Source organism: Pseudomonas sp. ICBG1301, assembly GCF_016918385.1.
Classification (GTDB): Bacteria; Pseudomonadota; Gammaproteobacteria; order Pseudomonadales; family Pseudomonadaceae; genus Aquipseudomonas; species Aquipseudomonas palleroniana.
Map to the genome: position 1 here is coordinate 187,640 of NZ_JAEKGB010000006.1, position 24,127 is coordinate 211,766.

General features: G+C 61.8%; 22 protein-coding genes. 12 read left to right on the forward strand and 10 right to left on the reverse strand.

Features of this window, described 5'->3' with window-relative positions:
• The first annotated feature begins 77 nt into the window (after positions 1-77).
• The 3 genes from purL to JBE38_RS16200 all read left to right on the forward strand — a co-directional run bounded on the left by purL (position 78) and on the right by JBE38_RS16200 (position 4,765).
• Entirely contained in the window at positions 78-3,974 is a 3,897-nt protein-coding gene (purL, locus tag JBE38_RS16190) for a phosphoribosylformylglycinamidine synthase (RefSeq protein WP_205344674.1), read from the forward strand.
• A gap of 4 nt (positions 3,975-3,978) precedes the next feature.
• Positions 3,979-4,290, forward strand: coding sequence for an NGG1p interacting factor NIF3 (locus JBE38_RS16195; RefSeq protein ID WP_090368747.1), 312 nt, complete (start codon positions 3,979-3,981; stop codon positions 4,288-4,290).
• A gap of 187 nt (positions 4,291-4,477) precedes the next feature.
• Positions 4,478-4,765 carry a hypothetical protein gene (locus JBE38_RS16200; protein ID WP_126870614.1) on the forward strand — a complete coding sequence of 96 codons (288 nt, stop codon included), beginning with the start codon at positions 4,478-4,480 and terminating at the stop codon, positions 4,763-4,765.
• A gap of 151 nt (positions 4,766-4,916) precedes the next feature.
• Here JBE38_RS16200 and nagE read toward each other — a convergent pair whose 3' ends face one another.
• From nagE to JBE38_RS16235, 7 genes are all read right to left on the reverse strand, one after another.
• A complete protein-coding gene (gene nagE / locus JBE38_RS16205; RefSeq protein ID WP_205344675.1) occupies positions 4,917-6,623 on the reverse strand; it encodes an N-acetylglucosamine-specific PTS transporter subunit IIBC in 1,707 nt (568 codons plus the stop codon).
• A gap of 27 nt (positions 6,624-6,650) precedes the next feature.
• Positions 6,651-9,161: a phosphoenolpyruvate--protein phosphotransferase gene (gene ptsP, locus JBE38_RS16210; RefSeq protein ID WP_205344676.1), complete on the reverse strand. Its 2,511-nt coding sequence runs from the start codon at positions 9,159-9,161 to the stop codon at positions 6,651-6,653.
• A 36-nt stretch (positions 9,162-9,197) separates the two neighbouring features.
• Complete coding sequence (locus JBE38_RS16215) at positions 9,198-10,220, reverse strand: SIS domain-containing protein (RefSeq protein WP_104994728.1); 1,023 nt, start codon at positions 10,218-10,220, stop codon at positions 9,198-9,200.
• Entirely contained in the window at positions 10,201-11,307 is a 1,107-nt protein-coding gene (nagA, locus tag JBE38_RS16220) for an N-acetylglucosamine-6-phosphate deacetylase (RefSeq protein ID WP_205344677.1), read from the reverse strand. Before nagA ends, JBE38_RS16215 begins: the two co-directional genes overlap by 20 nt.
• 10 nt (positions 11,308-11,317) lie before the next feature.
• On the reverse strand, positions 11,318-12,076 hold the full coding sequence (locus JBE38_RS16225; protein WP_060754285.1) for a GntR family transcriptional regulator: 759 nt from the start codon (positions 12,074-12,076) through the stop codon (positions 11,318-11,320).
• 263 nt (positions 12,077-12,339) lie between these two features.
• Positions 12,340-12,843 (reverse strand): L,D-transpeptidase family protein, encoded by a 504-nt coding sequence (locus JBE38_RS16230; protein WP_060754284.1) that lies wholly within the window; start codon positions 12,841-12,843, stop codon positions 12,340-12,342.
• 38 nt (positions 12,844-12,881) lie between these two features.
• Entirely contained in the window at positions 12,882-13,430 is a 549-nt protein-coding gene (locus JBE38_RS16235) for an NUDIX hydrolase (protein ID WP_090368756.1), read from the reverse strand.
• Between the two features lie 146 nt (positions 13,431-13,576).
• Here JBE38_RS16235 and JBE38_RS16240 point away from each other — a divergent pair, with 146 nt between their 5' ends.
• The 5 genes from JBE38_RS16240 to purT all read left to right on the forward strand — a co-directional run bounded on the left by JBE38_RS16240 (position 13,577) and on the right by purT (position 16,832).
• Complete coding sequence (locus JBE38_RS16240) at positions 13,577-14,179, forward strand: CoA pyrophosphatase (protein ID WP_090368758.1); 603 nt, start codon at positions 13,577-13,579, stop codon at positions 14,177-14,179.
• 36 nt (positions 14,180-14,215) lie between these two features.
• The gene (locus JBE38_RS16245; RefSeq protein WP_060754281.1) at positions 14,216-14,740 is read left to right on the forward strand and encodes a gamma carbonic anhydrase family protein; all 525 of its coding nucleotides are present in this window, start codon (positions 14,216-14,218) and stop codon (positions 14,738-14,740) included.
• Positions 14,737-14,952, forward strand: a complete 216-nt coding sequence (locus JBE38_RS16250) for a DUF1289 domain-containing protein (RefSeq protein ID WP_090368760.1) — start codon at positions 14,737-14,739, stop codon at positions 14,950-14,952. The genes JBE38_RS16245 and JBE38_RS16250 overlap by 4 nt, the downstream gene beginning before the upstream one ends.
• A gap of 160 nt (positions 14,953-15,112) precedes the next feature.
• Positions 15,113-15,580 (forward strand): VUT family protein, encoded by a 468-nt coding sequence (locus tag JBE38_RS16255; protein WP_090368762.1) that lies wholly within the window; start codon positions 15,113-15,115, stop codon positions 15,578-15,580.
• A gap of 70 nt (positions 15,581-15,650) precedes the next feature.
• Positions 15,651-16,832: a formate-dependent phosphoribosylglycinamide formyltransferase gene (gene purT / locus JBE38_RS16260; protein ID WP_205344678.1), complete on the forward strand. Its 1,182-nt coding sequence runs from the start codon at positions 15,651-15,653 to the stop codon at positions 16,830-16,832.
• Between the two features lie 252 nt (positions 16,833-17,084).
• On the opposite strand, the gene JBE38_RS16265 is transcribed toward purT, so the two are convergent.
• The 3 genes from JBE38_RS16265 to JBE38_RS16275 form a co-directional block, all read right to left on the reverse strand.
• Entirely contained in the window at positions 17,085-18,395 is a 1,311-nt protein-coding gene (locus JBE38_RS16265) for an MFS transporter (protein ID WP_205344679.1), read from the reverse strand.
• 221 nt (positions 18,396-18,616) lie between these two features.
• Complete coding sequence (locus tag JBE38_RS16270) at positions 18,617-19,855, reverse strand: transporter associated domain-containing protein (protein ID WP_090368765.1); 1,239 nt, start codon at positions 19,853-19,855, stop codon at positions 18,617-18,619.
• A gap of 12 nt (positions 19,856-19,867) precedes the next feature.
• On the reverse strand, positions 19,868-20,680 hold the full coding sequence (locus JBE38_RS16275) for a cytochrome C assembly family protein (protein WP_060754276.1): 813 nt from the start codon (positions 20,678-20,680) through the stop codon (positions 19,868-19,870).
• Between the two features lie 234 nt (positions 20,681-20,914).
• On the opposite strand from JBE38_RS16275, the gene ffh reads away from it, so the two are divergent.
• The 4 genes from ffh (at position 20,915) to trmD (ending at position 24,090) form a co-directional block, all read left to right on the forward strand.
• The gene (gene ffh / locus JBE38_RS16280) at positions 20,915-22,291 is read left to right on the forward strand and encodes a signal recognition particle protein (protein ID WP_060754275.1); all 1,377 of its coding nucleotides are present in this window, start codon (positions 20,915-20,917) and stop codon (positions 22,289-22,291) included.
• 250 nt (positions 22,292-22,541) lie between these two features.
• Entirely contained in the window at positions 22,542-22,793 is a 252-nt protein-coding gene (gene rpsP, locus JBE38_RS16285; RefSeq protein ID WP_025854836.1) for a 30S ribosomal protein S16, read from the forward strand.
• A 5-nt stretch (positions 22,794-22,798) separates the two neighbouring features.
• Positions 22,799-23,335, forward strand: a complete 537-nt coding sequence (gene rimM / locus JBE38_RS16290; protein WP_060754274.1) for a ribosome maturation factor RimM — start codon at positions 22,799-22,801, stop codon at positions 23,333-23,335.
• Positions 23,317-24,090, forward strand: coding sequence for a tRNA (guanosine(37)-N1)-methyltransferase TrmD (trmD, locus tag JBE38_RS16295; RefSeq protein WP_174554031.1), 774 nt, complete (start codon positions 23,317-23,319; stop codon positions 24,088-24,090). Before rimM ends, trmD begins: the two co-directional genes overlap by 19 nt.
• Positions 24,091-24,127 lie beyond the last annotated feature (37 nt).

Consider the following 24,127-nt stretch of genomic DNA (forward strand, 5'->3'; position numbering starts at 1 on the left):
TTCGGGTGCCGTTGGCGGCGGTTTACGCTAGAATGCACGGCCTCAAAGCACACCCCCTTCCCGAGGCTGTCCCGAAGATGTTGATCCTGCGCGGCGCTCCTGCCCTTTCTGCCTTTCGCCACAGCAAACTCCTTGAGCAACTGAGCCAGAAGGTTCCAGCTGTTACAGGCCTGTATGCTGAATTTGCTCACTTCGCCGACGTTACCGGCGTCTTGACCGCCGACGAACAGCAAGTGCTCGCACGCCTTCTGAAGTACGGCCCCAGCGTTCCCGTTCAAGAGCCGACCGGCCGCTTGTTCCTGGTTCTGCCACGGTTCGGCACCATCTCGCCCTGGTCGAGCAAGGCCAGCGATATCGCCCGCAACTGCGGCCTTTCGAACATCCAGCGCCTGGAGCGCGGTATCGCTTTCTACGTCGCCGGCCAGTTCAGCGAGGCCGAAGCCGAGCTGATCGCCAGCAGCCTGCACGACCGCATGACCCAGATCATCGTCAGCCAGCTGGAACAGGCTGCCGGCCTGTTCAGCCATGCCGAACCCAAGCCGCTGACCGTGATCGACGTGCTCGGCGGTGGCCGTGCCGCCCTCGAGAAGGCCAACACCGAACTGGGTCTGGCCCTGGCCGAAGACGAGATCGACTACCTGGTCAACGCCTTCAACGGCTTGAAGCGCAACCCGCACGACATCGAACTGATGATGTTTGCCCAGGCCAACTCCGAGCACTGCCGTCACAAGATCTTCAACGCCAGTTGGGACATCGACGGCGAAAGCCAGGAAAAAAGCCTGTTCGGCATGATCAAGAACACCTACGTGATGCACAGCGAAGGCGTTCTGTCGGCTTACAAGGACAACGCCTCGGTGATCGTCGGCTCCGTCGCCGGCCGTTTCTTCCCGGACCCTGAAACCCGCCAGTACGGCGCGGTGCAGGAGCCGGTGCACATCCTGATGAAGGTTGAAACCCACAACCACCCGACCGCGATTGCCCCGTTCCCGGGCGCAGCCACCGGTTCCGGCGGCGAGATCCGCGACGAAGGCGCCACCGGCCGTGGCGCCAAGCCAAAAGCGGGCCTCACCGGTTTCACCGTGTCGAACCTGCAGATCCCAGGTTTCGAACAGCCGTGGGAAGTGCCGTACGGCAAGCCTGAGCGCATCGTCAACGCACTGGACATCATGATCGAAGGCCCGCTGGGCGGCGCGGCGTTCAACAACGAGTTCGGGCGTCCGGCGCTGACCGGCTATTTCCGTACCTTCGAACAATCCATCACCACCCCGCGTGGCGATGAAGTGCGCGGTTACCACAAGCCGATCATGTTGGCCGGCGGCATGGGCAACATCCGTGAAGAACACGTCAAGAAAGGCGAGATCCTGGTCGGCTCCAAGCTGATCGTGCTCGGTGGCCCGGCGATGCTGATCGGCCTGGGCGGCGGCGCGGCTTCCTCCATGGCCACCGGCACCAGCTCGGCGGACCTGGACTTCGCTTCCGTACAGCGCGAAAACCCGGAGATGGAGCGCCGCTGCCAGGAAGTCATCGACCGTTGCTGGCAATTGGGTGACAAGAACCCGATCAGCTTCATTCACGACGTCGGCGCGGGTGGTCTGTCCAACGCCTTCCCGGAACTGGTCAACGACGGCGACCGGGGTGGCCGTTTCGAATTGCGCAATATTCCAAACGACGAGCCGGGCATGGCCCCGCACGAAATCTGGAGCAACGAATCCCAGGAACGCTACGTGCTGGCCGTTGGCGCTGAAGACTTCGCGCGCTTCCAGGCCATCTGCGAACGCGAGCGTTGCCCGTTTGCCGTGGTCGGTGAAGCCACTGCCGAACCGCAGTTGACCGTGACTGATAGCCACTTCGGCAACAGCCCGGTGGACATGCCGCTGGAAGTGCTGCTGGGCAAGGCCCCGCGCATGCACCGTTCGGCCGTGCGTGAAACCGAGCTGGGCGACGATTTCGACCCAAGCCCCCTGGACCTGGCCGACAGCATCGAACGCGTGCTGCACCACCCGTCCGTGGCAAGCAAGAGCTTCCTGATCACCATCGGCGACCGCACCATCACCGGCCTGGTTGCGCGTGACCAGATGGTCGGCCCGTGGCAAGTTCCGGTGGCCGACGTTGCCGTCACCGCCACCAGCTTCGACGTCTACACCGGTGAAGCCATGGCCATGGGCGAGCGTACCCCGCTGGCCCTGCTGGACGCTCCGGCGTCGGGGCGCATGGCCATTGGCGAAACCCTGACCAACCTTGCCGCGTCGCGCATCGGCAAGCTGTCCGACATCAAATTGTCGGCCAACTGGATGTCCGCTGCCGGTCACCCGGGTGAAGATGCACGTCTGTACGACACCGTCAAAGCGGTCGGCATGGAACTGTGCCCTGAGCTGGGCATCACCATCCCGGTGGGCAAGGACTCCATGTCCATGGCCACCCGCTGGAATGAGAACGGTACGGACAAGAGCGTCACCTCGCCGTTGTCGCTGATCGTCACCGGCTTCGCACCCGTGACCGACATCCGCCAGACCCTGACCCCGCAACTGCGCATGGACAAGGGCACCACCGATCTGATCCTGATCGACCTGGGCCGTGGCCAGAACCGCATGGGTGCCTCCATCCTGGCACAAACCCACGGCAAACTCGGCAAGCAGGCCCCGGACGTCGATGACGCCGAAGACCTGAAAGCCTTCTTCGCCGTGATCCAGGGCCTCAACGCCGACGGTCACCTGCTGGCTTACCACGACCGTTCCGACGGTGGCCTGCTGACCAGCGTTGTCGAGATGGCCTTCGCCGGCCACTGCGGCCTGAACATCGTGCTCGACAGCGTTGCCGAGGCGGCGGCTGAAATCAACGGCATCCTGTTCAACGAAGAATTGGGCGCGGTGATCCAGGTTCGCCAGGACGCTACCCCGGATGTCCTCGCACAGTTCAGCGCCGCCGGCCTGGACGACTGCGTGGCGGTGATTGGCCAGCCGGTCAACAACGGCGAAATCAATATCTCCTTTGATGGCGATACGGTGTTCTCGGGTCAGCGCCGCTTGCTGCAGCGCCAGTGGGCCGAGACCAGCTACCAGATCCAGCGCCTGCGTGATAACGCCGACTGCGCCCAGCAGGAATTCGACGTGATCCTGGAAGAAGACAACCCGGGCCTGAGCACCAAGCTCAGCTTCGACGTCAACCAGGACATCGCCGCGCCTTACATCAAGAAAGGCATCCGCCCACAAGTTGCCGTACTGCGTGAGCAAGGCGTCAACGGCCAGGTGGAAATGGCGGCTGCGTTCGACCGTGCCGGCTTCAATGCGATCGACGTGCACATGAGCGACATCCTCGCCGGTCGCGTTGACCTCAATGAGTTCAAGGGTCTGGTCGCCTGCGGCGGTTTCTCCTACGGCGACGTGCTGGGTGCCGGTGAAGGCTGGGCCAAGTCGGCCTTGTTCAACAGCCGTGCCCGCGATGCGTTCCAGGGCTTCTTCGAACGCAACGACAGCTTCACCCTGGGTGTGTGCAACGGTTGCCAGATGATGTCCAACCTGCACGAACTGATCCCGGGCAGCGAGTTCTGGCCGCACTTCGTGCGCAACCGTTCCGAGCAGTTCGAAGCCCGTGTCGCCATGGTGCAGGTGCAGGAATCCAACTCGATCTTCCTGCAAGGCATGGCCGGTTCGCGTATGCCGATCGCCATCGCTCACGGTGAAGGCCATGCCGAGTTCGCCAGCGAAGAAGCCTTGCTTGAAGCCGACCTGTCCGGTTGCGTGGCCATGCGTTTCGTCGACAACCACGGCAAGGTCACCGAGGCCTACCCGGCCAACCCGAACGGCTCGCCGCGTGGGATCACCGGCCTCACCAGCCGCGACGGTCGCGTCACCATCATGATGCCGCACCCGGAGCGTGTGTTCCGCGCCGTGCAGAACTCGTGGCGTCCGGAAGAGTGGAACGAAGACGGCGCCTGGATGCGCATGTTCCGCAACGCCCGCGTGTGGGTGAACTAAGGCTGTGTACAAGCTCGCCTTCTTTGTGCCCGCCAGCCACGTGGAGACGGTAAAAACCGCCGTCTTCGCCGCGGGTGGCGGGCGCATCGGCAACTACGACAGCTGCGCCTGGCAAGTGCCGGGTCAGGGCCAGTTCCGCGCGTTGGACGGCAGCCAGCCGTTTATCGGGCAGGTGGGCCAGGTTGAAGTGGTTGAAGAGTGGAAGGTTGAGCTGGTGGTGGCGGATGAGTTGATCGTGGCTGTCGTGGCTGCGCTCAAACTCAGCCACCCGTACGAAACACCGGCGTATGAGGTGTGGCAGTTAGCGGATTTTTGATTCGCACGCTGCATAAACAAGAAACCCGCTGGGCCAGTTTGGTCAGCGGGTTTTTTGTTGTGTAGGAGGGAGCTTGATCAGGCATCAGGACGGCGATTTTGTAGCGTCAACTGTCAATGTTCACAGTTACGGTAAATACAGGGGAAGTGTTTACTTGAAGTCCGACTTCGCTTCAGAGGATAAAGTCATGACACTGCAGATCACTAGCGTAGAGGATTCACAAGGAAATACGATCCCTGATCGCGGGCAAACCCGGGATGTAACACTGAAGTGCTTTGTTGAAACCAATTTTCCCAATCAGGCTTATCTGCTTCGGGTTTCAAAGCGAGTATTGGGCCAAGGAACGTCCGATTCAAATAGGGTGGGTTCGATCACTGTAGATGTTTCACACCTGGAGAAGGCGCAACACTCTTTTAACGTTGCTCTTTCGGACAGTGACGTGTCTAAAAGTTATGTCATTGAGCTTCTTTCATGAATGCACTCTGAATGACGTGTCAGACCTCAAAACATCAGGCGCCCGTTAAGCCCATTCGCGAGCAAGCCCGCTCCCACACTTTGAATGTATTCACAGATCAAAATGTGGGAGCGGGCTTGCTCGCGAAGAGGTCTTTTCAAACGATGAAGCGTCAGGCGCTTGCCCCGATCTGCGGAGCTCCTACCAACCGCTCCAGTGCCTCACCCAACCTCGGCGCTTTGTCACCAATCAACAGGTGCCAGACACCACTGTCGAGTTGGCTCACACCCTGGCAACCCAGCGCAGTCAGGTCCGCTTCGGACAACACTGAATCATCGCCCAACTCCACCCGCAACCGAGTCATCGCCACGGCTTGAAGCTGGCGCACATTCGCCCGGCCGCCCAAGGCGTTCAGCCATTGCTCGGCTTCTTGCACATTCACTGTCATCGGCTTATCCGCAGGCGCAACGCCCACCGGCGTACTGGGCACAAATGACGGCATGGCCAGGCGAATTTCATCGGCGATGCTGTCGGCCATCGGCCCGACCACCACCTGCAAACTCCCACCGTTACCTGGCCGCACCACGGCCATGGCACCCAGCGCTTTCAACTCTGCATCCACCGCCTTGTTGCGATCCACCATGTCCAAGCGCAGGCGCGTGGTGCAGGCACCGACGCTCAGCAGGTTCTCTGCGCCGCCCAAGGCCTGGATGTAAGCCGTAGCACGTTGGTTGTCGCTCATGACTTCTGCCTGCACCACCTGGATATCTTCACGCCCTGGCGTCTTCAGGTTGAACCGACGAATGCAGTAATTGAACACGCTGTAATAGATCAGCGCATAGGCCAGGCCCACCGGGAACACCAACCAGCCGTTGGTGGACTTGCCCCAGCCCAGCACCATGTCGATAAACCCACCGGAGAAAGTAAACCCGAGGTGGATATTCAGCAGATTGGTGACCGCCATCGACAGGCCGGTCAGCACCGCATGGATCAGGTACAGGAACGGCGCCAGGAACATGAACGCGAATTCAATCGGCTCGGTCACCCCGGTCAGGAACGAGGTCAGTGCCATCGACAGGAAAATCCCGCCCATGACTTTACGGCGCTCCGGCAGTGCATTGCGGTACATCGCCAGGCAGGCGGCAGGCAGGCCGAACAGCATCACCGGGAACATGCCGGTCATGAACTGGCCACCTTTGGGGTCGCCGGCGAAATAGCGGGTAAGGTCGCCGGTCACGACCGCGCCGGTGGCCGGGTCGGTAAAGCTGCCGAACACAAACCAAGCCATATTATTGAGGATGTGGTGCAGGCCGGTGACGATCAGCAGGCGGTTGAACACGCCGAACACAAACGCGCCGAGGCTGCCGCTTTCCATCAGCAGCACGCCAAAACTGTTGATGCCATGCTGGATGGGCGGCCAGATCAAGCCAAAGATCACGCCCAGGCCGACCGCACTGAACCCGGTCACAATCGGTACGAACCGTCGTCCACCGAAGAACGCGAGGTACTCCGGCAGCTTGATGTCCTTGAAGCGGTTGTACAGCCCGCCGGCCATCAAGCCGCTGGCGATCCCGGCGAGCATGCCCATGTTGATGCTGGTGTCCATCACCTTGAGGGTGGAGATCATCACCAGGTAACCAATCGCGCCGGCCAGGCCCGCGGTGCCGTTGTTGTCACGGGCAAAGCCTACCGCGATGCCGATGGCGAAGATCAGCGCCAGGTTGGCGAAGATCGCCTGACCGGCGTCGTGCATCACCGCGATATTCAAAAGATCGGTGTCGCCCAGGCGCAGCAAGAGGCCGGCGATCGGCAAGATCGCAATCGGCAGCATCAGGGCACGGCCCAGGCGTTGCAGACCTTCGATAAAGTGTTGGTACATGGCGTGTCTCCTTTTTTCTTGTTGTTGTCAGCTCAGCGGCCAGTGGTGTTGACAGGCTTGGCGAACCGCCCTGGCGCTGCTCAGGTCGAGCAGGCCCTGGCTCAGTTGCCGGCATTGCGCTGCGTCCAGGTGCCGGACGCGGTCCTTGATTTCGCCGATCTGCAGCGGGCTCACCGACAGCTCGCTGACCCCCAGGCCGACCAATACCGGCGTGGCCAGCGGGTCGGAAGCGAGGGCGCCACACACACCCACCCAACGCCCATGCCGGGCCGCGCCGGCACAGGTCTGGGCGATCAATCGCAGCAGGGCCGGGTGCAAGGCGTCGACCCGGGCGGCGAGGCCGGCGTGGTCGCGGTCCATGGCCAGGGTGTATTGGGACAGGTCGTTGGTGCCGATGGACAGGAAGTCCGCGTGCTCGGCCAGTTGTTCGGCCATCAGCGCAGCGGCCGGCACTTCGATCATCACCCCCAGTTCCGGGCGCGTGGTCAGTTCCAACGTTGTGCATAACTCATCGAGGCGCTGGCGAATCTGCAGCAGTTCGTCGACTTCGCTGACCATCGGCAACAGGATGCGGCAGCGCCCCAACGGGTTGACTTGCAGCAGGGCGCGCAATTGCTGGTCGAGCAATTCGGGGCGCGCCTGCGCCATGCGGATGCCGCGCAGGCCCAACACCGGGTTGGCTTCCACAGGCAGCGGTAAATAGTCGAGCTGCTTGTCGCCGCCCACATCGATGGTGCGGATAATCACGGACTTATCGCCCATCGCGTCGAGCACGGCTTGATAGGCTTGGCGTTGTTCCTGTTCATCCGGCGCGGTACGGCGGTCGACGAAGAGGAATTCGGTGCGCAGCAGGCCGACGCCGTCGGCGCCGTTGTCAAACGCCACCTGGGCCTCGGCGCTGGAGGCGACATTGGCGGCAATTTCAATGCGTACGCCATCGGTGGTGCATGCCGGTTCCCGGGCCTGTGCCTGTTGTTGCTGGCGGCGGCGTTTTTGTGCGTCGCGAATCTGGTGCACTTCGGCGTGGCGCGCTTCGCTGGGCGCCAGTTCCAGGCGGCCGTTGGCGGCGTCGAGCACGACGCGTTGGCCTTGCGGCACGTCGAGGACTTCGCTGCCCAGCGCGACCACACACGGCAGCCCCTTGCCACGGGCCAGAATGGCGACGTGGGAGGTGGCGCCGCCTTCAGCCATGCAAATGCCGGCGGCGTTCTGCGCAGTCAGTTGCAGCAGGTCGGATGGCGTCAGCTCATGGGCGCTGACAATCGCGCCGGCGGGCAGTTCGAAATGCCAGGCTTCGCCCAGCAGCGCACGCAGCACACGTTGCTGCAAATCGCGCAGGTCGTTGGCGCGCTCGGCAAACAGCGGCTTGCCCAGGGCCAGCAGTACGGCACATTGCGCCTGGATTGCGTCGCGCCAGGCGTGGGTGGCGGCGCTGCCCTGTTCGATGGCGGCAGTGGCGGCTTCCAGCAGGGCCGGGTCTTCGAGCAGGGCGAGGTGGGCGGCGAAGATGTCTTCTTCTTCGATGCTCTTGCGCTGGCGGGCGTGGTCCAGCGTACTGCGGATTTCACCGCGTACCTGCTCCAGCGCGGTGTCCAGCCGGCGCAGTTGTTCACTGGCGATGTGATTGCCGGTATCGTGCGGCAGTTCGATGCCGGCCAGGCGGAACAACGGCCCGCAGGCCAGCCCCGGCGCGGCGCACACGCCTTGCAGTACGCCGGCTTCGGTGTTGGTCCGACGCGGCGCGGCGACGGCTGGCGCGTGGTGCTCCTCTTTAATGCTGGCGGACAGGGCGGCGACCAACGCTTGCACAGCCGCCTCGGCGTCCTTGCCACGACAGGTCACCTGCACCTCATCGCCTTCGCCGATGCCCAGCCCCAACAAACCGATCAGGCTGTCACACGCGGCGTATTTCTCGCCGAAGCGCAGATGGGCGGTGCTGCTGAAACCCTGTGCGGTCTTGCGGATCAACGCGGCAGGGCGGGCATGCAAACCGCCACGGTGGGTAATGCGTACGCTGGCGCTGGCCTCCAAGGCGCAGTTATCCACAGCCGTTTCAAGCGCTGACGTCGAGCGCGCAGTGATCTGCAGCAACGGCTGGCCGACCTCAACGGTTTGCCCTGCGAGCGCGCGTAGTTCAAAACGCTCGCCATTGGTCAGAATGATCAGGCTGACCAGGCTTTTGCACTGGCGCGCGATGCGGTCCAGATCAAACTGCACCAGCGCCTGGCCCAGTTTCACCCGTGCGCCGTTTTCAACCAACAGCGCAAAGCCTTCGCCATTGAGTTCTACCGTGTCGATGCCCACATGCATCAAGATTTCGGCGCCGTTCTCGGCACGGATCGTCAGTGCATGCCCGGTGCGGGCCACATGGATGATCACCCCGTCACACGGCGCGTGCAGGCGATCATTCAGCGGGTCGATGGCAATCCCATCGCCCATGGCGTGGCTGGCGAACACTTCGTCGGGAACGTTGCCCAGGCTCAGCACCGGTCCGCTTAAGGGGGCGCTGAGGGTCAATGCATTATTGTTGTTGGACATGGACACGGTACTCATCAGGAAAACGGTGCACACCACTCAGTGGGTGCGGGTAACTTTGCTCAGGTGACGCGGTTGGTCCGGGTCCATGCCCCGTGCCACCGCCAGGCCGGCGGCCATCACGTAAAAGCTCTGGATCGCCAGGATCGGGTCCAGGCTCGGGTGTTCGGCGCGACTCAGGGTCAGGTCGCGTTCGCCGATATCATCCGGCGCGGCCAGCAACACGCGGGCGCCACGCTGGCGCATATCGGCGGCCAGGCTCAGCAGGCCGGCCTGTTCGGCGCCGCGGGGGGCAAACACCAGCAAGGGGTAGTTCTTGTCGATCAACGCCATCGGCCCGTGGCGCACTTCGGCACTGCTGAAGGCTTCGGCCTGGATCGCCGAGGTTTCCTTGAGCTTGAGCGCGGCTTCCTGGGCGATGGCAAACCCGGCACCACGGCCGATCACCATCAGTTGCCGGCAGTCGCGCAGGGCGTCTATCGCCAGGCTCCAATCCTGCTGCGCGGCGGTACGCAGCTCGTCCGGCAAGGCGCGGCAGGCTTGCAGCAAAGCCTCTTCCTGGTTCCAGTGGCCGATCAGCAGCGCGCTGGCGCTCAAGGTGGCGATAAAGCTTTTAGTCGCGGCAACGCTTTGTTCCGGCCCCGCGCACAGCGGCACGTGGAATTCGCAGGCGGCCTCCAGTGGCGAGCCCTCGGCGTTGACCAGCGAGATACTCAGGGCGCCGCGTTTGCGCAACAGGCGCAGGCTGTTGACCAGGTCCGGGCTTTGCCCCGACTGGGAAAAACCGAACGCCACCTGGCCGCTGACCTTCAATGGCGCCTGCAACAAGGTCACCACCGACATCGGCAACGACGCCACCGGGATACCCACGTGCTGCATGGCCAGGTAGGCAAAGTAACTGGCGGCGTGGTCCGAGCTGCCGCGGGCGATAGTCATCGCCACTTGCGGCGGCTGGCGGCGCAGGCGGCCGGCGATTTCTTCCAGCAGCGGATCCAGGCGCTGCAGTTGCGCCGCGACGGCGTCACATGAGGCCAGGGCCTCTTCAAGCATTTTTGAAGTCAATGGTTTCTCCTTCGACCATTACGTCGGTCAGATGCAGGGAGCGGTCCAGGCGCACGCAGTCGGCAAAACTGCCGGGTTGCAGGCGACCGCGTTCTTCCAGGCCCAGGTAGTCCGCGGGAAACTGCGACAGGCGTTGTGAGGCTTCGCTGATCGGCAGGCCGATTTTCACCAGGTTGCGCAGTGCCTGATCCATGGTCAGGGTGCTGCCGGCGAGGGTTCCGTCGGGCAGGCGCACACCGCCCAGGCATTTGGTCACGGTGTGGCTGCCCAGCTTGTATTCGCCGTCGGGCATGCCGGCGGCGGCGGTGGAGTCGGTGACGCAGTACAGGCATGGGATCGCACGCAGCGCCACGTGCATGGCGCCGGGGTGGACATGCAGCAGGTCCGGGATCAATTCGGCGTACTTGGCGTGGGCCAGCGCCGCACCGACGATGCCCGGCTCGCGGTGATGCAGCGGGCTCATGGCGTTGTACAAATGGGTGAAGCTGGTGGCCCCGGCGGCGAGGGCGGCGACGCCTTCTTCGTAGCTGCCCAGGGTGTGGCCGATCTGCATGCGTACGCCGCGCTCGCTGAGGGCGCGGATCAGCGCGTCATGCCCGGCGATTTCCGGGGCGATGGTGATCACGCGGATCGGCGCCAGGCGCAGGTAGGCTTCCACTTCGGCCATCAGCGCGGTGTGGGCGAAATTGGGTTGGGCGCCGAGTTTTCCTGGATTGATGTAGGGGCCTTCCAGATGTACGCCAAGCACTCGGGCGGCGCCTGTCGGGCGCTGCTCACAGAACGCGCCGAGCTGGCCCAGCACGCGAGAGATTTCGTCTACCGGCGCAGTCATGGTGGTGGCCAGCAGCGATGTCGTCCCAAATCGCACGTGGGTGCGGGTGATGGTCTCGAAGGCGTCGCTGCCTTCCATGATGTCAGCGCCGCCACCGCCGTGTACGTGCAGGTCGATAAAACCTGGTAGCAGGTACGGCAAATCGTTTTGCGCCGGGTCGCACGGCGTGCCTTCGACGGCGATCACCTTGCCGTGTGCGTGCACCAGGCGGCCGCGAATCCAGCCGCCGGGCGTGAGGATATTGTCTTCGGACATGGGCAGTTCTCTAAGGCCGCAACTCGGCGGCGAAGTCATACCTGCGCAGCTCGGCTACGAAGTCGTAGTAGTCGTTGCGGCAGTAGGTGTCGGTGATTTCAATCGGCGTGTTATCGGCGGTGTAGCCGACCCGAGTCATCAGCAGCATGGCGGTGCCGGGGGCAATGCCCACCAGCCTGGCGAACTCGTCGGAAGCGTTGATCGCCTGGATATGTTGCAGGGCACGCACGATGGGTTTGCCGATGCCTTCGAGGTATTCGTACAGCGAATTGCCGATGGCCTGCGGTTGCGGCAGCACCGAGGCGGGCATCGCGGTCATTTCAATTGCCATTACGGTGTCATCGGCTTTGCGTAAACGCTTGAGGCGCGCCACTTTGTCGGTAGGCGACAGGCCCAGGCGGATCAGCTCTTCGTGGGTCGGCGGGGTGATTTCGCGTTCCAGCCATTGGGAGCTGGGCACAAAGCCCTTGAGCCTTAACATTTCGCTGAAGCCCGACAGGCGTGACAGCGGCTGTTCCAGGCGCGGGGTAATAAAGGTGCCGGAGCCCTGGCTGCGGCGGATCAGGCCCTGGGCCAGCAGCACCTCCAGCGCTTTGCGGGCGGTGACCCGTGAGAGGCCCAATTGCTCGCTGAGGACGCGTTCCGATGGCAACGCCTGCTCGGATTTCCACTGGCCGGCATGGATCGCCGCTTCCAGGTTACGCGCCAGTTGCAGGTACAGCGGCGTGGATTGTTTGTCGTCGGGGCGCAGGGTCTGGATGGCATTCATCTGTCAGGTGTCCGATGCGGTTATTGGAGTGTTGTCGCCCGGTATTGGCCGGAAATTAATACCACTTAAATACCATGTCAATGCGCCAAAAACAGTGAAAACCACGGTTTTAAGGCCATGTAATGGGGCTTTGTATGAAGTGGTATTAGAGAGGTCTTTGCCGCGTGCAGAACGACGCAGCGCGGCGCGGTGAACTGGTATTCACCGGCAGGCGCTGTAGGAGGGCAGGATTTTTTTCGAATTATTTTACGAACGGTACGAGATTACGGACGAATCTCGATCAGGGTGCCATCTTTGACCAGGTTCCAGACTTCGCGCATGTCCACGTTGCGCATGCCGATACAACCGTCGGTCCAGTCCAGCGTGTGGAACAACTGCTCCGGGTAGTCCTCGCTGTCGGGAGTGCCGTGGATCATGATCATGCTGCCCGGTTTCACCCCTTCACGGCGGGCGCGGGCGGCGTCGCTGATGTTGGGGTAGGAAATGTGCATCGACAGGTTGAATTTGTCGCTGGTCTTGCGCCAGTCGATCCAGTAGAGGCCCTCCGGCGTGCGGCGGTCGCCCTCGATCAGCTTGGCGCCCTTGGGGTTGCGGCCCAGGGAAATGCGGTAGGTCTTGAGAGGCTTGCCGTCGTTGATCAACTGCAACTGACGGGCAGACTTGAGCACCAGGATTTTTTCGACCGGCTTGCCGCCGATGATTTCCACCGTGGAGGCCGAAGACAACGTAGCGAATGACAGGCAGATAACAGCGAGCAACCAACGCATTGAAACGGTTTCCATTGTGGACGATGCCGCCTTGAGTGTTATTTGGCCGGTGGCTTCATAGGCGGCACCGACTCGCTGCGCACCGGGAATACGTGTTGGCGGCGGTCAGCGAAGAAGCATTCTAAGGTACGCCCGACCGTGCGGAAAGCCAGCTCTGACCAAGGGATCTCGGCTTCATCGAACAGCTTCACTTCAAGGCTTTCGGGGCCTGCGGCAAAATCCAGGTCGAGCAGTTCGGCGCGGTAGAAGATATGCACCTGGCTGATGTGCGGCACATCGATCAGGGTATAGATGCACAGGTTGCGTACGCGGGCGCAGGCTTCCTCGAGGGTTTCACGCGTGGCCGCCTGCTCCACGGTCTCGCCGTTCTCCATGAAGCCTGCGGGCAGCGTCCAGTAACCCAGGCGCGGCTCGATGGCGCGGCGGCACAGCAGCACTTTGTCGCCCCACACCGGCACCGTGCCGGCGACGATATTGGGGTTCTGGTAGTGAATGGTCGAGCAGTGGTCGCATACATAGCGCAGGCGGCTGTCGCCTTCGGGAATGCGCTGGGTGACCGGTTTACCGCACTGGCTGCAGAAGTTCATGCTGGGGTTCCTGGAGAGTGGGCCTATCTTGGCTTGGCGGGCAGGGCCCTGCAAGTTGTCGTTTCGCGACATGCACCGGGTTTTGGGGTTGGGTGCCTGCCCGCTTTGGTGCATGATGCAAGGTAGCCAACAGACCGAGATGACTCATGCTGGACGAGCTACTTCGCCGGGTAAGCAATCACACTCCCCACACGCTTGAGACTGACGGGCGTTTCCCCGAGGCCGCCGTGCTGGTGCCGATTACCCGCAGTGACGAACCGGAGCTGATCCTGACCTTGCGCGCCAGCGGCCTGTCGACCCACGGCGGTGAAGTGGCTTTTCCCGGTGGGCGCCGCGATCCGGAAGACCCCGACCTGATTTTTACCGCGTTGCGCGAAGCCGAAGAAGAAATCGGCCTGCCACCTGGTCTGGTGGAGGTGATCGGGCCGTTGAGTCCATTGATTTCCCTGCATGGCATTCGGGTCACGCCCTACGTCGGGGTGATTCCGGATTACGTCGACTACCTGGCCAACGATGCCGAGATCGCCGCAGTCTTCAGCGTGCCCCTGGAGTTTTTCCGCCAGGACCCGCGCGAACACACCCACCGAATCGATTACCAGGGACGCAGTTGGTACGTGCCCAGTTATCGGTTTGGCGAATACAAGATCTGGGGCCTGACGGCGATCATGATTGTCGAACTGATCAACCTGCTGTACGACGACGCCCAGATCAGCCTGCACCAACCCCCCAAGAGTTTCATCAACACCTGAGCCACCGCTTGAGTGGCAACGCCGTGAGGACACACCATGAAATATCGCCTGGGCGAAGCCCGCGTCGAGACCCATCCCCACAGCTGGGTGGCGCCCAATGCCACGCTGGTGGGCAAGGTCAAGCTGGAGGAGGGCGCGAACGTGTGGTTCAACGCGGTATTGCGTGGCGACAACGAACTGATCCTGATCGGCAAGAACAGCAATGTGCAGGACGGCAGCGTAATGCACACCGACATGGGCTACCCGCTGACCCTGGGCACCGGCGTGACCATCGGCCACAACGCCATGCTGCATGGCTGCACCGTCGACGACTACAGCTTGATCGGCATCAACGCGGTGATCCTCAATGGCGCCAAAATCGGCAAGCATTGCATCATCGGGGCCAACTCGCTGATCGGTGAAGGCAAGGAAATTCCTGACGGCTCGCTGGTGATGGGGTCGCCGGGCAAGGTGGTGCGTGAGCTGACCGAAGCGCAGAAACGCATGCTCGAAGCCAGTGCCGCGCACTATGTGCATAACGCGCAACGCTATGCGCGTGACCTGGTCGAGCAGGCAGAATGAACCCCGTTGAACGCCCCGTCGCCTCACCGTGCGTGAGCATTTGTGCACTGGATGATGATGATATTTGCACCGGCTGCCAGCGCACCGTGGATGAAATCACCCGCTGGAGCCGCATGGACAATGCCGAGCGGCGGGTGGTACTCGGGCTGTGCCATGAACGGGCGAAAGCGAGTGGGTTGGTGTGGATGATGCCCGGCAAATCCGGTGCCTGATAGATCGCTTTCGCGAGCAAGCCCGCTCCCACATTTTGACCGCGTTCCTACAGGATGAACACAGTCAACTGTGGGAGCGGGCTTGCTCGCGAAGAGGCACTCCCAGACGATATGTCTTTATTTGTGTACCCTGTGTGGCATTACCCACAGGTCCCTTCCCATGCTTTTCCTGATCGCCTACATCAGCAGCGTCGTGCTGATCAATTTCGCCTTTTCCACCGCCCCGCACCTGGATGTCATCTGGTCCGCCTGGGGTGGCCTGGTGTTTATCCTGCGCGACATGGTGCAGACGCGCTTTGGTCATGGCGCGATCGTCGCCATGCTGGCGGCGCTGGTGCTGTCATATGTGACGTCCGACCCGGCGATTGCCCTGGCCAGTGCCACGGCGTTCGCGGTGTCCGAGTGTATTGACTGGCTGGTGTTCACCATCACCAAGCGCCCCCTCCACGATCGTCTGTGGATAAGTTCGGCGCTGAGCATTCCGCTCGATACCTTTATTTTCTTCGGCCTGATTGGTGCGCTCACACCGGCGGTGGTGGGGACGGCATTGGTGTCGAAATTTGCCGGGGTCACGGTGGTGTGGCTGGTCATGGCGTGGCGCCTGCGCAAGCGTGCCGTCGCCAACTGAGGCCAATTTTTACAGTTCATGTAAAATGCCGGCCTTTCTCCCCCATGATCCGCTCCCCTGAGGACCTGAGATGACCCGAATCGGAACTCCATTGTCGCCAACCGCGACCCGCGTTTTGCTGTGTGGCTGCGGTGAGCTGGGCAAGGAAGTGGTGATCGAGCTGCAACGCCTGGGCGTTGAAGTGATTGCCGTGGATCGCTACGCCAACGCGCCGGCCATGCAGGTCGCCCATCGCAGCCATGTGATCAACATGCTCGACGGCGCGGCCCTGCGCGCAGTGATCGAGGCCGAGAAACCGCACTTCATCGTGCCGGAAATCGAAGCCATCGCCACCGCCACCCTGGTGGAACTGGAGGCCGAAGGCTTCACCGTGATCCCGACCGCGCGTGCCACCTCGCTGACCATGAACCGCGAAGGCATCCGTCGCCTGGCCGCCGAGGAGCTGGACCTGCCGACCTCGCCGTACCACTTCGCCGATACCTTCGAAGGCTACAGCAAGGCCGTCCAGGACCTGGGCTTCCCCTGCGTGGTCAAGCCGGTAATGAGTTCGTCGGGCAAGGGCCAGAGCCTGCTGCGCAGCACTGACGACGTGCAGAAAGCCTGGGATTACGCGCAAGAGGGCGGGCGCGCCGGCAAAGGCCGCGTGATCATCGAGGGTTTTATCGACTTCGACTACGAAATCACCTTGCTGACCGTGCGCCACATCGGCGGCACGACCTTCTGCGCGCCGGTTGGCCATCGCCAGGAGAAGGGCGATTACCAGGAATCCTGGCAGCCGCAAGCGATGAGCCCGATTGCCCTGGCGGAGTCCGAGCGTGTCGCCAAGGCGGTCACCGAGGCGCTGGGTGGGCGTGGCCTGTTTGGCGTGGAGTTGTTCATCAAGGGTGATCAGGTATGGTTCAGCGAAGTGTCGCCACGTCCCCATGACACTGGCCTGGTGACCCTGATCTCCCAGGACCTGTCGCAGTTCGCCCTGCACGCGCGTGCCATTCTGGGCCTGCCGATCCCGTTGATCCGTCAGTTCGGGCCTTCGGCTTCGGCAGTCATCCTGGTGGAAGGGCAGTCGACCCAGACCGCATTCGCCAACCTGGGCGCCGCACTTAGCGAGCCGGACACGGCGTTGCGACTGTTCGGCAAGCCGGAGGTGAATGGTCAGCGCCGCATGGGTGTGGCGTTGGCGCGGGATGAGTCGATCGAAGCCGCTCGGGCCAAGGCGACCCGTGCTTCCCAGGCTGTCGTTGTAGAGCTGTAATCACGTACAGATCGTTCCCACGCTCTGCGTGGGAATGCCGCTTGTGACGCTCTGCGTCACGCTTTGGGACGCAGAGCGTCCCGGTCTGCATTCCCACGCGGAGCGTGGGAATGATCATCAGGCGACCTTGTTCAAGTCATTACAGATCGTTCCCACGCTCTGCGTGGGAATGCCTCTTGTGACGCTCTGCGTCACGCTTTGGGACGCAGAGCGTCCCGGTCTGCATTCCCACGCGGAGCGTAGGAACGATCATCAGGCGATCTTGTTCAAGTCGTTATCCCGCGTCTCTTTCAGGCACAGCACCGCAATCAAGCTGAGCAGCGCCGCCGCCGAGACATACCCGCCGACATAACTCAGCCCGCCCATCGCCACCAGCTTGGTCGCGAAGAAGGGGGCGGCCGACGCGCCGACAATCCCACCCAGGTTATACGCCGCCGAAGCGCCGGTATAACGCACGCGGGTCGGGAACAATTCCGGCAACAGTGCGCCCATGGGGGCGAAGGTCACGCCCATCAGGAACAGCTCCAGCGCCAGGAACAGCGCCACGGCCCAGGTTGAGCCGTGGGTCAGCAGCGGCTCCATGGTGAAACCCGACAAAATCGCCAGGATCGCCCCGGCAATCAGTACCGGCTTGCGCCCATAGCGGTCACTGGCCAGGGCCGCCAGTGGCGTCGCCAACCCCATGAACAGCACGGCAAAGCACAACAGGGCGAGGAATGTCTCGCGGCTGTAGCCCAGTGTCGACACGCCATAGCTCAGGGAAAATGCGGTGGTGATATAGAACAGGGCATAACACACCACCATCGACGCGGCCCCCAGCAGTACTGGCGCCCAATGCTGGCTGAACAACTCCACCAACGGCACTTTCACCGGGGCCTCTTTGGCCACGGCGTTGGCGAACACCGGGGTTTCGTGCAGCTTCAAGCGTGCATACAGGCCGACCATCACCAACGCGGCGCTGAGGATGAACGGGATGCGCCAGCCCCAACTGCGAAATTGCTCGTCGCTCAGGCTCATGGCCAAAATCAGGAATAAGCCGTTGGCGGCCAGGAACCCAATCGAAGGCCCCAGTTGCGGAAACATGCCGAACCAGGCGCGTTTGCCTTTCGGCGCGTTCTCGGTGGCCAGCAACGCTGCGCCACCCCATTCCCCGCCAAGGCCAAGGCCCTGGCCGAAACGCAGCACGCACAACAGGATCGGCGCCCACGCTCCGACGCTGTCATAGCCGGGCAGCAAGCCAATCAGTGTGGTACACACCCCCATCAGCAACAAGGACGCGACCAGCGTGGATTTGCGGCCGATGCGGTCGCCAAAGTGGCCAAACAGCGCCGAACCCAGCGGGCGGGCGATAAAAGCGATACCGAAGGTCAGGAACGACGCCAGCATCTGTGCGGTGCCGGAGGTCTGTGGGAAGAACACCGGGCCGATCACCAGCGCCGCAGCGGTAGCATAGATGTAGAAATCGTAGAATTCGATGGCAGTGCCGACGATGCTCGCCGTGGCGACCCGTGCGGTCGAGTTGCTCGGGGCGGCGCTCGCGGCCTCGTTGTAGGTGGTGCTCATGGCAGTATCCCTGACAGTCATTGCGCGTTTGGACGCGGATTTTTATTGGTCGAACACCCAGGGTTCAGGGCAGTGCGCGGAGTGGCTCGGGATGGGAGCAAACACCGGTCAGACAGGATGGTGCGGTGCCTGGACGCGCTTCGTGCGGGTAGCACGCGGTCGGGCGGGGCTTGGATAAGCCGCCCGATTATAGGAAGGGGGGTGCAGTTCCAACAAGAGGGTCAGGCGGCGACCGGCACCCGGCTGGTGTGCCAGATCAGCACTTTGCTGACGCGGTTGTCCTCGGTCTCGAGGATTTCCAGGCGATAACGGCCGATTTTCAGGCACACCGCGCAGTCGGGAATGGTCTCCAGCGCTTCGGTCACCAGACCGTTGAGGGTCTTGGGGCCGTCGCTGGGCAGGTGCCAGCCCAGGCTCTTGTTCAGTTCGCGGATCGAGGCAGCGCCGTCGATGATATAGCGGCCGTCGGTCTGGGCTTCGATATGCGGGTTGTCTGAACTTTGCTCGCTTTCGAATTCGCCGACGATTTCTTCGAGGATATCTTCCAGGGTGACGATGCCCAGCACTTCGCCGTATTCGTCCACCACCATGCCCAGGCGGCGTTGCTGTTTGTGGAAGTTCAGCAGTTGCAGCTGCAGGGGCGTGCTTTCCGGTACGAAGTAAGGCTCATGGCAGGCGGCGAGCAACGCTTCCTTGGTCAGGCTGGCATCGGGCAACAAGTGCTGGATCTGCCGCGTGTTGAGCACGGCTTCGACCTGGTTGATGTCGCTGTGGAACACCGGCAGGCGGGTGTGCTGGGAGGTGCGCAGTTGTTCGATGATCTCTTCGGTCGAGTCGTCCAGGTTGATCCCGTCCACCTCGCTGCGAGGCACCAGGATGTCGTTGACCGTGATGTTGTCCAGCGCGTGGATACCCGGCAAGCCAGGCGTTCGGCCTTCGTCCGAGTCTGGTTGCGGCTCATCGTCATGCTCGGGCAACGGCTGGTCGCTGTTTTTTACCACGCCGGATTTACGCGCGAACGGGCGCAGCAGCAACAGGCTGATGCCATTGAGCAGCCAGGCCAGGGGGTAGAGGATTTTCAGGGGGATGCCCAGCAGCGCATTGCCAAACCCCAATACCGCCTGCGGGTGGCGGGTGGCCAGGGCGCGCGGCAGGTAGTCGGCGAGTATCAGCAACAGCGCGCAGGCAATCAGCCAGCCGAGCCAGGGGCCGTTCTGCGCCCAGGCGTAGATGGCCAGCAAGGTGCAGAGAATCACCACGCCAGCGCGGCACAGGCTGTTGCACAGGATCAGGCTGTTACGCGGGAAGCTCAGGCGGGCGGCGGCCTTGTCGCCCTGGCGTGTACCGGGGCGGAGGGCCAGCAGGTGCTGTTGTGCGGCTTCGATGGCGGTAAACAGCGCCGCCCATAAAATCAGCAGGGCGATCACCGCGAGCATCGGCCCCAGGGGCAAGTTGTCCATTTTTGCTGCCCGTCAGATATGCAGGATGTATTCGCGAACCAGCTTGCTGCCGAAATAGGCCAGCATCAGCAGGCAGAAACCGGCCAGGGTCCAGCGGATCGCCTTGTGCCCGCGCCAGCCAAGGCGGTTGCGCCCCCACAGCAGCACGCTGAACACCACCCAGGCCAGGCACGCCAGCAGGGTTTTGTGCACCAGGTGCTGGGCGAACAGGTTTTCGACGAACAGCCAGCCCGAGATCAGTGACAGCGACAGCAGCGTCCAGCCGGCCCACAGGAAGCCGAACAACAGGCTTTCCATGGTTTGCAGCGGTGGGAAGTTCTTGATCAGCCCGGACGGATGTTTGTTTTTCAGCTGGTGGTCCTGCAACAGCAGGAGCAGAGCCTGGAACACCGCAATGGTGAACATGCCGTAGGCCAGGACCGACAGCAGGATGTGAGTCAGGATGCCGGGCCCTTCATCAATGACCTGCACGGTGCCGGTCGGCGTGAAGTGCGCCAGCAGTACCGTCAATGTTCCCAGCGGGAAGAGCAGGACCAGCAGGTTCTCGACGGGAATGCGGTAGCACGCCAGCAGGGTCAGCGCGATGACGGCGGCGGCGATCAGGCTGGCGGCGCTGAAAAAGTCCAGGCCCAGGCCGACCGGTGTCATCAGGTGGATGAACAGGCTCGTGGCATGGGCCAGCAGGGCCAGGACGCCAAGGCCGACGAGCAGACGTTTGTCCGCTTTAGTGCCTTGGGCCAGACGAGTGCCCTGATAGAGGGTCGCAGCGGCGTACAAGATGGCGGCGGCGAGGCTGGGTAGCAAGCTGGGTGACAAAGGGAGCATAAATCCTGATAGACAAGCCCGAAAGGCGTTGAGTTTGGCATACCCCCGCGTTCCACGAAAGACTCCCGGGCCAGACAGCGGGTGTGCATGGGCGCAGTCTTCGCTATAATCCGCGATCTGCCCACGCCGCAGGCTCGCCGTGCGCTGTTTTTAATAGCGATTTATCACAGCCTGGGCTGCCATTACCTCGGTCTACCATTGCACTTCGATGAATAGGGCCTGAAAGGATCGCGCATGTTTGAAAACTTGACTGACCGTCTCTCGCAGACGCTGCGCCACGTTACCGGCAAGGCCAAGCTGACCGAGGACAATATTAAAGACACCTTGCGTGAAGTACGCATGGCGTTGCTGGAAGCCGACGTGGCCTTGCCTGTGGTCAAGGACTTCGTCAACTCGGTCAAGGAGCGCGCGGTCGGCACCGAAGTATCGCGCAGCCTGACGCCGGGCCAGGCTTTTGTGAAGATCGTCCAGGCTGAGCTCGAAAGCCTGATGGGCGCGGCCAACGAAGATCTGAACCTCAGCGCCGTGCCTCCGGCCGTTGTGCTGATGGCCGGTCTGCAAGGTGCGGGCAAGACCACCACCGCCGGCAAGCTGGCGCGCTTCCTTAAAGAGCGCAAGAAGAAGTCGGTCATGGTGGTGTCGGCCGACGTATACCGTCCGGCGGCAATCAAGCAGTTGGAAATGCTGGCGGGCGAAGTGGGCGTGACCTTCTTCCCGTCCGACCTGAGCCAGAAGCCGGTCGACATTGCTAACGCTGCTATTAAAGAAGCAAAACTCAAATTCATCGACGTGGTCATCGTCGATACCGCCGGTCGCCTGCACGTCGACGAAGAGATGATGGGCGAGATCAAGGCGCTGCATGCCGCGATCAACCCGGTCGAGACCCTGTTCGTGGTCGACGCCATGACCGGCCAGGATGCGGCCAACACGGCCAAGGCCTTCGGTGACGCGCTGCCGCTGACCGGTGTGATCCTGACCAAGGTCGATGGTGATGCCCGTGGCGGTGCCGCGTTGTCGGTGCGTGCCATTACCGGCAAGCCGATCAAGTTCATCGGTATGGGCGAAAAGAGCGAAGCGCTCGAGCCGTTCCACCCTGAGCGTATTGCTTCGCGCATCCTCGGCATGGGCGACGTACTCAGCCTGATCGAACAGGCCGAAGCCACCCTCGACAAGGACAAGGCCGACAAGCTGGCCAAGAAGCTGAAGAAGGGCAAGGGCTTCGATCTCGAAGACTTCCGCGACCAGCTGCAACAGATGAAGAACATGGGCGGCCTTGGCGGCCTGATGGACAAGCTGCCGAACATCGGCGGTGTGAACCTGGCGCAGATGGGCAATGCCCAGGGTGCGGCAGAGAAGCAGTTCAAGCAGATGGAAGCCATCATCAACTCCATGACCCCGGCCGAGCGCCGCGACCCTGAGCTGATCAGCGGTTCGCGCAAGCGCCGGATCGCCATGGGTTCCGGCACCCAGGTGCAGGACATCGGTCGCTTGATCAAGCAGCACAAGCAGATGCAGAAGATGATGAAGAAGTTCTCCGCCAAAGGCGGCATGGCCAAGATGATGCGCGGCATGGGCGGTATGTTGCCCGGCGGCGGCATGCCAAAAATGTAAAAGTTTCGAGCGGGAGCGTGCTCCTGCTCCGCCCCACAAGGATGTGGGATCTCCAGCAAACCCGCCATCGGCGGGGGCTGACTCGCCGTTTTAACCGACGGCTCTATAGCAGATCTGAATGGCACGCCGATAGGCGCCAGAAAAAGACATTTGCAAAAGTCCGGATATTCCTTAGAATATGCGGCCTTTCGGGCACCTATGCCCGCTGTGCATTTAGATTTGCAGCACCGACTACAGGAACGATGTTCACATGCTAACAATCCGTCTTGCCCTTGGCGGCTCCAAAAAGCGCCCGTTTTACCACTTGACCGTAACTGACAGCCGCAACCCACGTGACGGCTCTCACAAGGAACAAGTTGGCTTCTTCAACCCGATCGCTCGTGGTCAAGAAGTTCGTCTGTCCGTGAACCAAGAGCGCGTAGCCTACTGGCTGAGCGTTGGTGCACAACCATCTGAGCGTGTTGCTCAGCTGTTGAAGGACTCGGCTAAGGCCGCGGCCTGAGCAATATGAGCGCGACGCCAGCTGTTGCTGATGATTTGATCGTTATCGGCAAGATTTATTCTGTTCATGGCGTTCGCGGCGAAGTGAAGGTGTATTCCTTTACTGATCCGACTGAAAACCTGTTGCAGTACAAAACCTGGACGCTCAAGCGCGAAGGGAGTGTGAAACAGGTCGAGCTGGTCAGTGGACGCGGGAGCGATAAGTTCCTGGTCGCAAAGCTCAAGGGTCTTGATGATCGTGAAGAAGCTCGTCTTCTGGCCGGTTATGAGATCTGCGTGCCGCGCAACCTGTTCCCTGAATTGACCGACGGCGAATACTACTGGTATCAGCTGGAAGGTCTGAAGGTTATTGATCAACTCGGGCAACTGCTCGGGAAAATCGATCATCTTCTGGAAACCGGCGCCAATGATGTAATGGTGGTCAAGCCTTGCGCTGGCAGCCTGGATGATCGCGAACGTCTGTTGCCCTATACGGAGCAATGCGTGTTGGCCGTCGACCTGGTCGCAGGCGAGATGAAGGTGGAATGGGACGCGGACTTCTAAGCGTGGCTAATTTGCGCATTGAAGTGATCAGTTTGTTTCCCGAGATGTTTTCTGCCATCAGCGAGTACGGCATCACCAGTCGGGCGGTGAAACAGGGGCTGTTGCAGCTTACCTGTTGGAACCCGCGAGACTACACGACGGATCGACATCACACTGTGGACGATCGCCCATTTGGCGGTGGCCCGGGCATGGTGATGAAGATCAAGCCCCTGGAAGACGCGTTGGTTCAGGCCAAGGCTGCAGCCGGGGAGAAGGCGAAGGTAATTTACCTGTCCCCTCAAGGCCGTCAGCTGAAACAGGCTGCGGTACGCGAACTGGCGAATGAGGAAGCATTGATCCTGATTGCCGGTCGCTATGAAGGCATTGACGAGCGGTTTATTGAAGCTCATGTCGATGAAGAGTGGTCGATTGGGGACTATGTCCTGTCTGGCGGCGAGCTGCCGGCGATGGTCCTGATAGATGCGGTTACACGACTGCTGCCTGGAGCTTTAGGGCATGTGGACTCTGCGGAGGAAGATTCCTTCACGGATGGTTTGCTGGATTGCCCGCACTACACCCGACCGGAGGTGTATGCGGATCAGCGTGTTCCCGACGTATTGCTAAGTGGCAATCACGCACACATCCGGCGTTGGCGTTTACAGCAGTCCCTTGGTCGGACCTATGAACGACGCGCCGATCTTCTGGAAAGCCGCTCGCTTTCTGGAGAAGAGAAGAAGCTGCTCGAGGAATACATCCTCGCGCGGGACGATAGTTAACAACGTATCGATGGTAGGTCCATTGACTTACCTTAGG

Excerpts from the sequence above, each read along its gene's own strand:
- JBE38_RS16250 (WP_090368760.1), top strand. The coding sequence starts at position 14,737 with ATGAACCCCGTTGAACGCCCCGTCGCCTCACCGTGCGTGAGCATTTGT.
- JBE38_RS16230 (WP_060754284.1), bottom strand. The coding sequence starts at position 12,843 with ATGCGTTGGTTGCTCGCTGTTATCTGCCTGTCATTCGCTACGTTGTCT.
- JBE38_RS16200 (WP_126870614.1), top strand. The coding sequence starts at position 4,478 with ATGACACTGCAGATCACTAGCGTAGAGGATTCACAAGGAAATACGATC.
- JBE38_RS16270 (WP_090368765.1), bottom strand. The coding sequence starts at position 19,855 with ATGGACAACTTGCCCCTGGGGCCGATGCTCGCGGTGATCGCCCTGCTG.
- nagE (WP_205344675.1), bottom strand. The coding sequence starts at position 6,623 with ATGTACCAACACTTTATCGAAGGTCTGCAACGCCTGGGCCGTGCCCTG.
- purT (WP_205344678.1), top strand. The coding sequence starts at position 15,651 with ATGACCCGAATCGGAACTCCATTGTCGCCAACCGCGACCCGCGTTTTG.
- JBE38_RS16265 (WP_205344679.1), bottom strand. The coding sequence starts at position 18,395 with ATGAGCACCACCTACAACGAGGCCGCGAGCGCCGCCCCGAGCAACTCG.
- JBE38_RS16235 (WP_090368756.1), bottom strand. The coding sequence starts at position 13,430 with ATGAACTTCTGCAGCCAGTGCGGTAAACCGGTCACCCAGCGCATTCCC.
- nagA (WP_205344677.1), bottom strand. The coding sequence starts at position 11,307 with ATGTCCGAAGACAATATCCTCACGCCCGGCGGCTGGATTCGCGGCCGC.
- trmD (WP_174554031.1), top strand. The coding sequence starts at position 23,317 with ATGGGACGCGGACTTCTAAGCGTGGCTAATTTGCGCATTGAAGTGATC.
- JBE38_RS16275 (WP_060754276.1), bottom strand. The coding sequence starts at position 20,680 with ATGCTCCCTTTGTCACCCAGCTTGCTACCCAGCCTCGCCGCCGCCATC.
- ptsP (WP_205344676.1), bottom strand. The coding sequence starts at position 9,161 with ATGTCCAACAACAATAATGCATTGACCCTCAGCGCCCCCTTAAGCGGA.
- JBE38_RS16255 (WP_090368762.1), top strand. The coding sequence starts at position 15,113 with ATGCTTTTCCTGATCGCCTACATCAGCAGCGTCGTGCTGATCAATTTC.
- JBE38_RS16240 (WP_090368758.1), top strand. The coding sequence starts at position 13,577 with ATGCTGGACGAGCTACTTCGCCGGGTAAGCAATCACACTCCCCACACG.
- rpsP (WP_025854836.1), top strand. The coding sequence starts at position 22,542 with ATGCTAACAATCCGTCTTGCCCTTGGCGGCTCCAAAAAGCGCCCGTTT.
- ffh (WP_060754275.1), top strand. The coding sequence starts at position 20,915 with ATGTTTGAAAACTTGACTGACCGTCTCTCGCAGACGCTGCGCCACGTT.
- JBE38_RS16245 (WP_060754281.1), top strand. The coding sequence starts at position 14,216 with ATGAAATATCGCCTGGGCGAAGCCCGCGTCGAGACCCATCCCCACAGC.
- purL (WP_205344674.1), top strand. The coding sequence starts at position 78 with ATGTTGATCCTGCGCGGCGCTCCTGCCCTTTCTGCCTTTCGCCACAGC.
- JBE38_RS16225 (WP_060754285.1), bottom strand. The coding sequence starts at position 12,076 with ATGAATGCCATCCAGACCCTGCGCCCCGACGACAAACAATCCACGCCG.
- rimM (WP_060754274.1), top strand. The coding sequence starts at position 22,799 with ATGAGCGCGACGCCAGCTGTTGCTGATGATTTGATCGTTATCGGCAAG.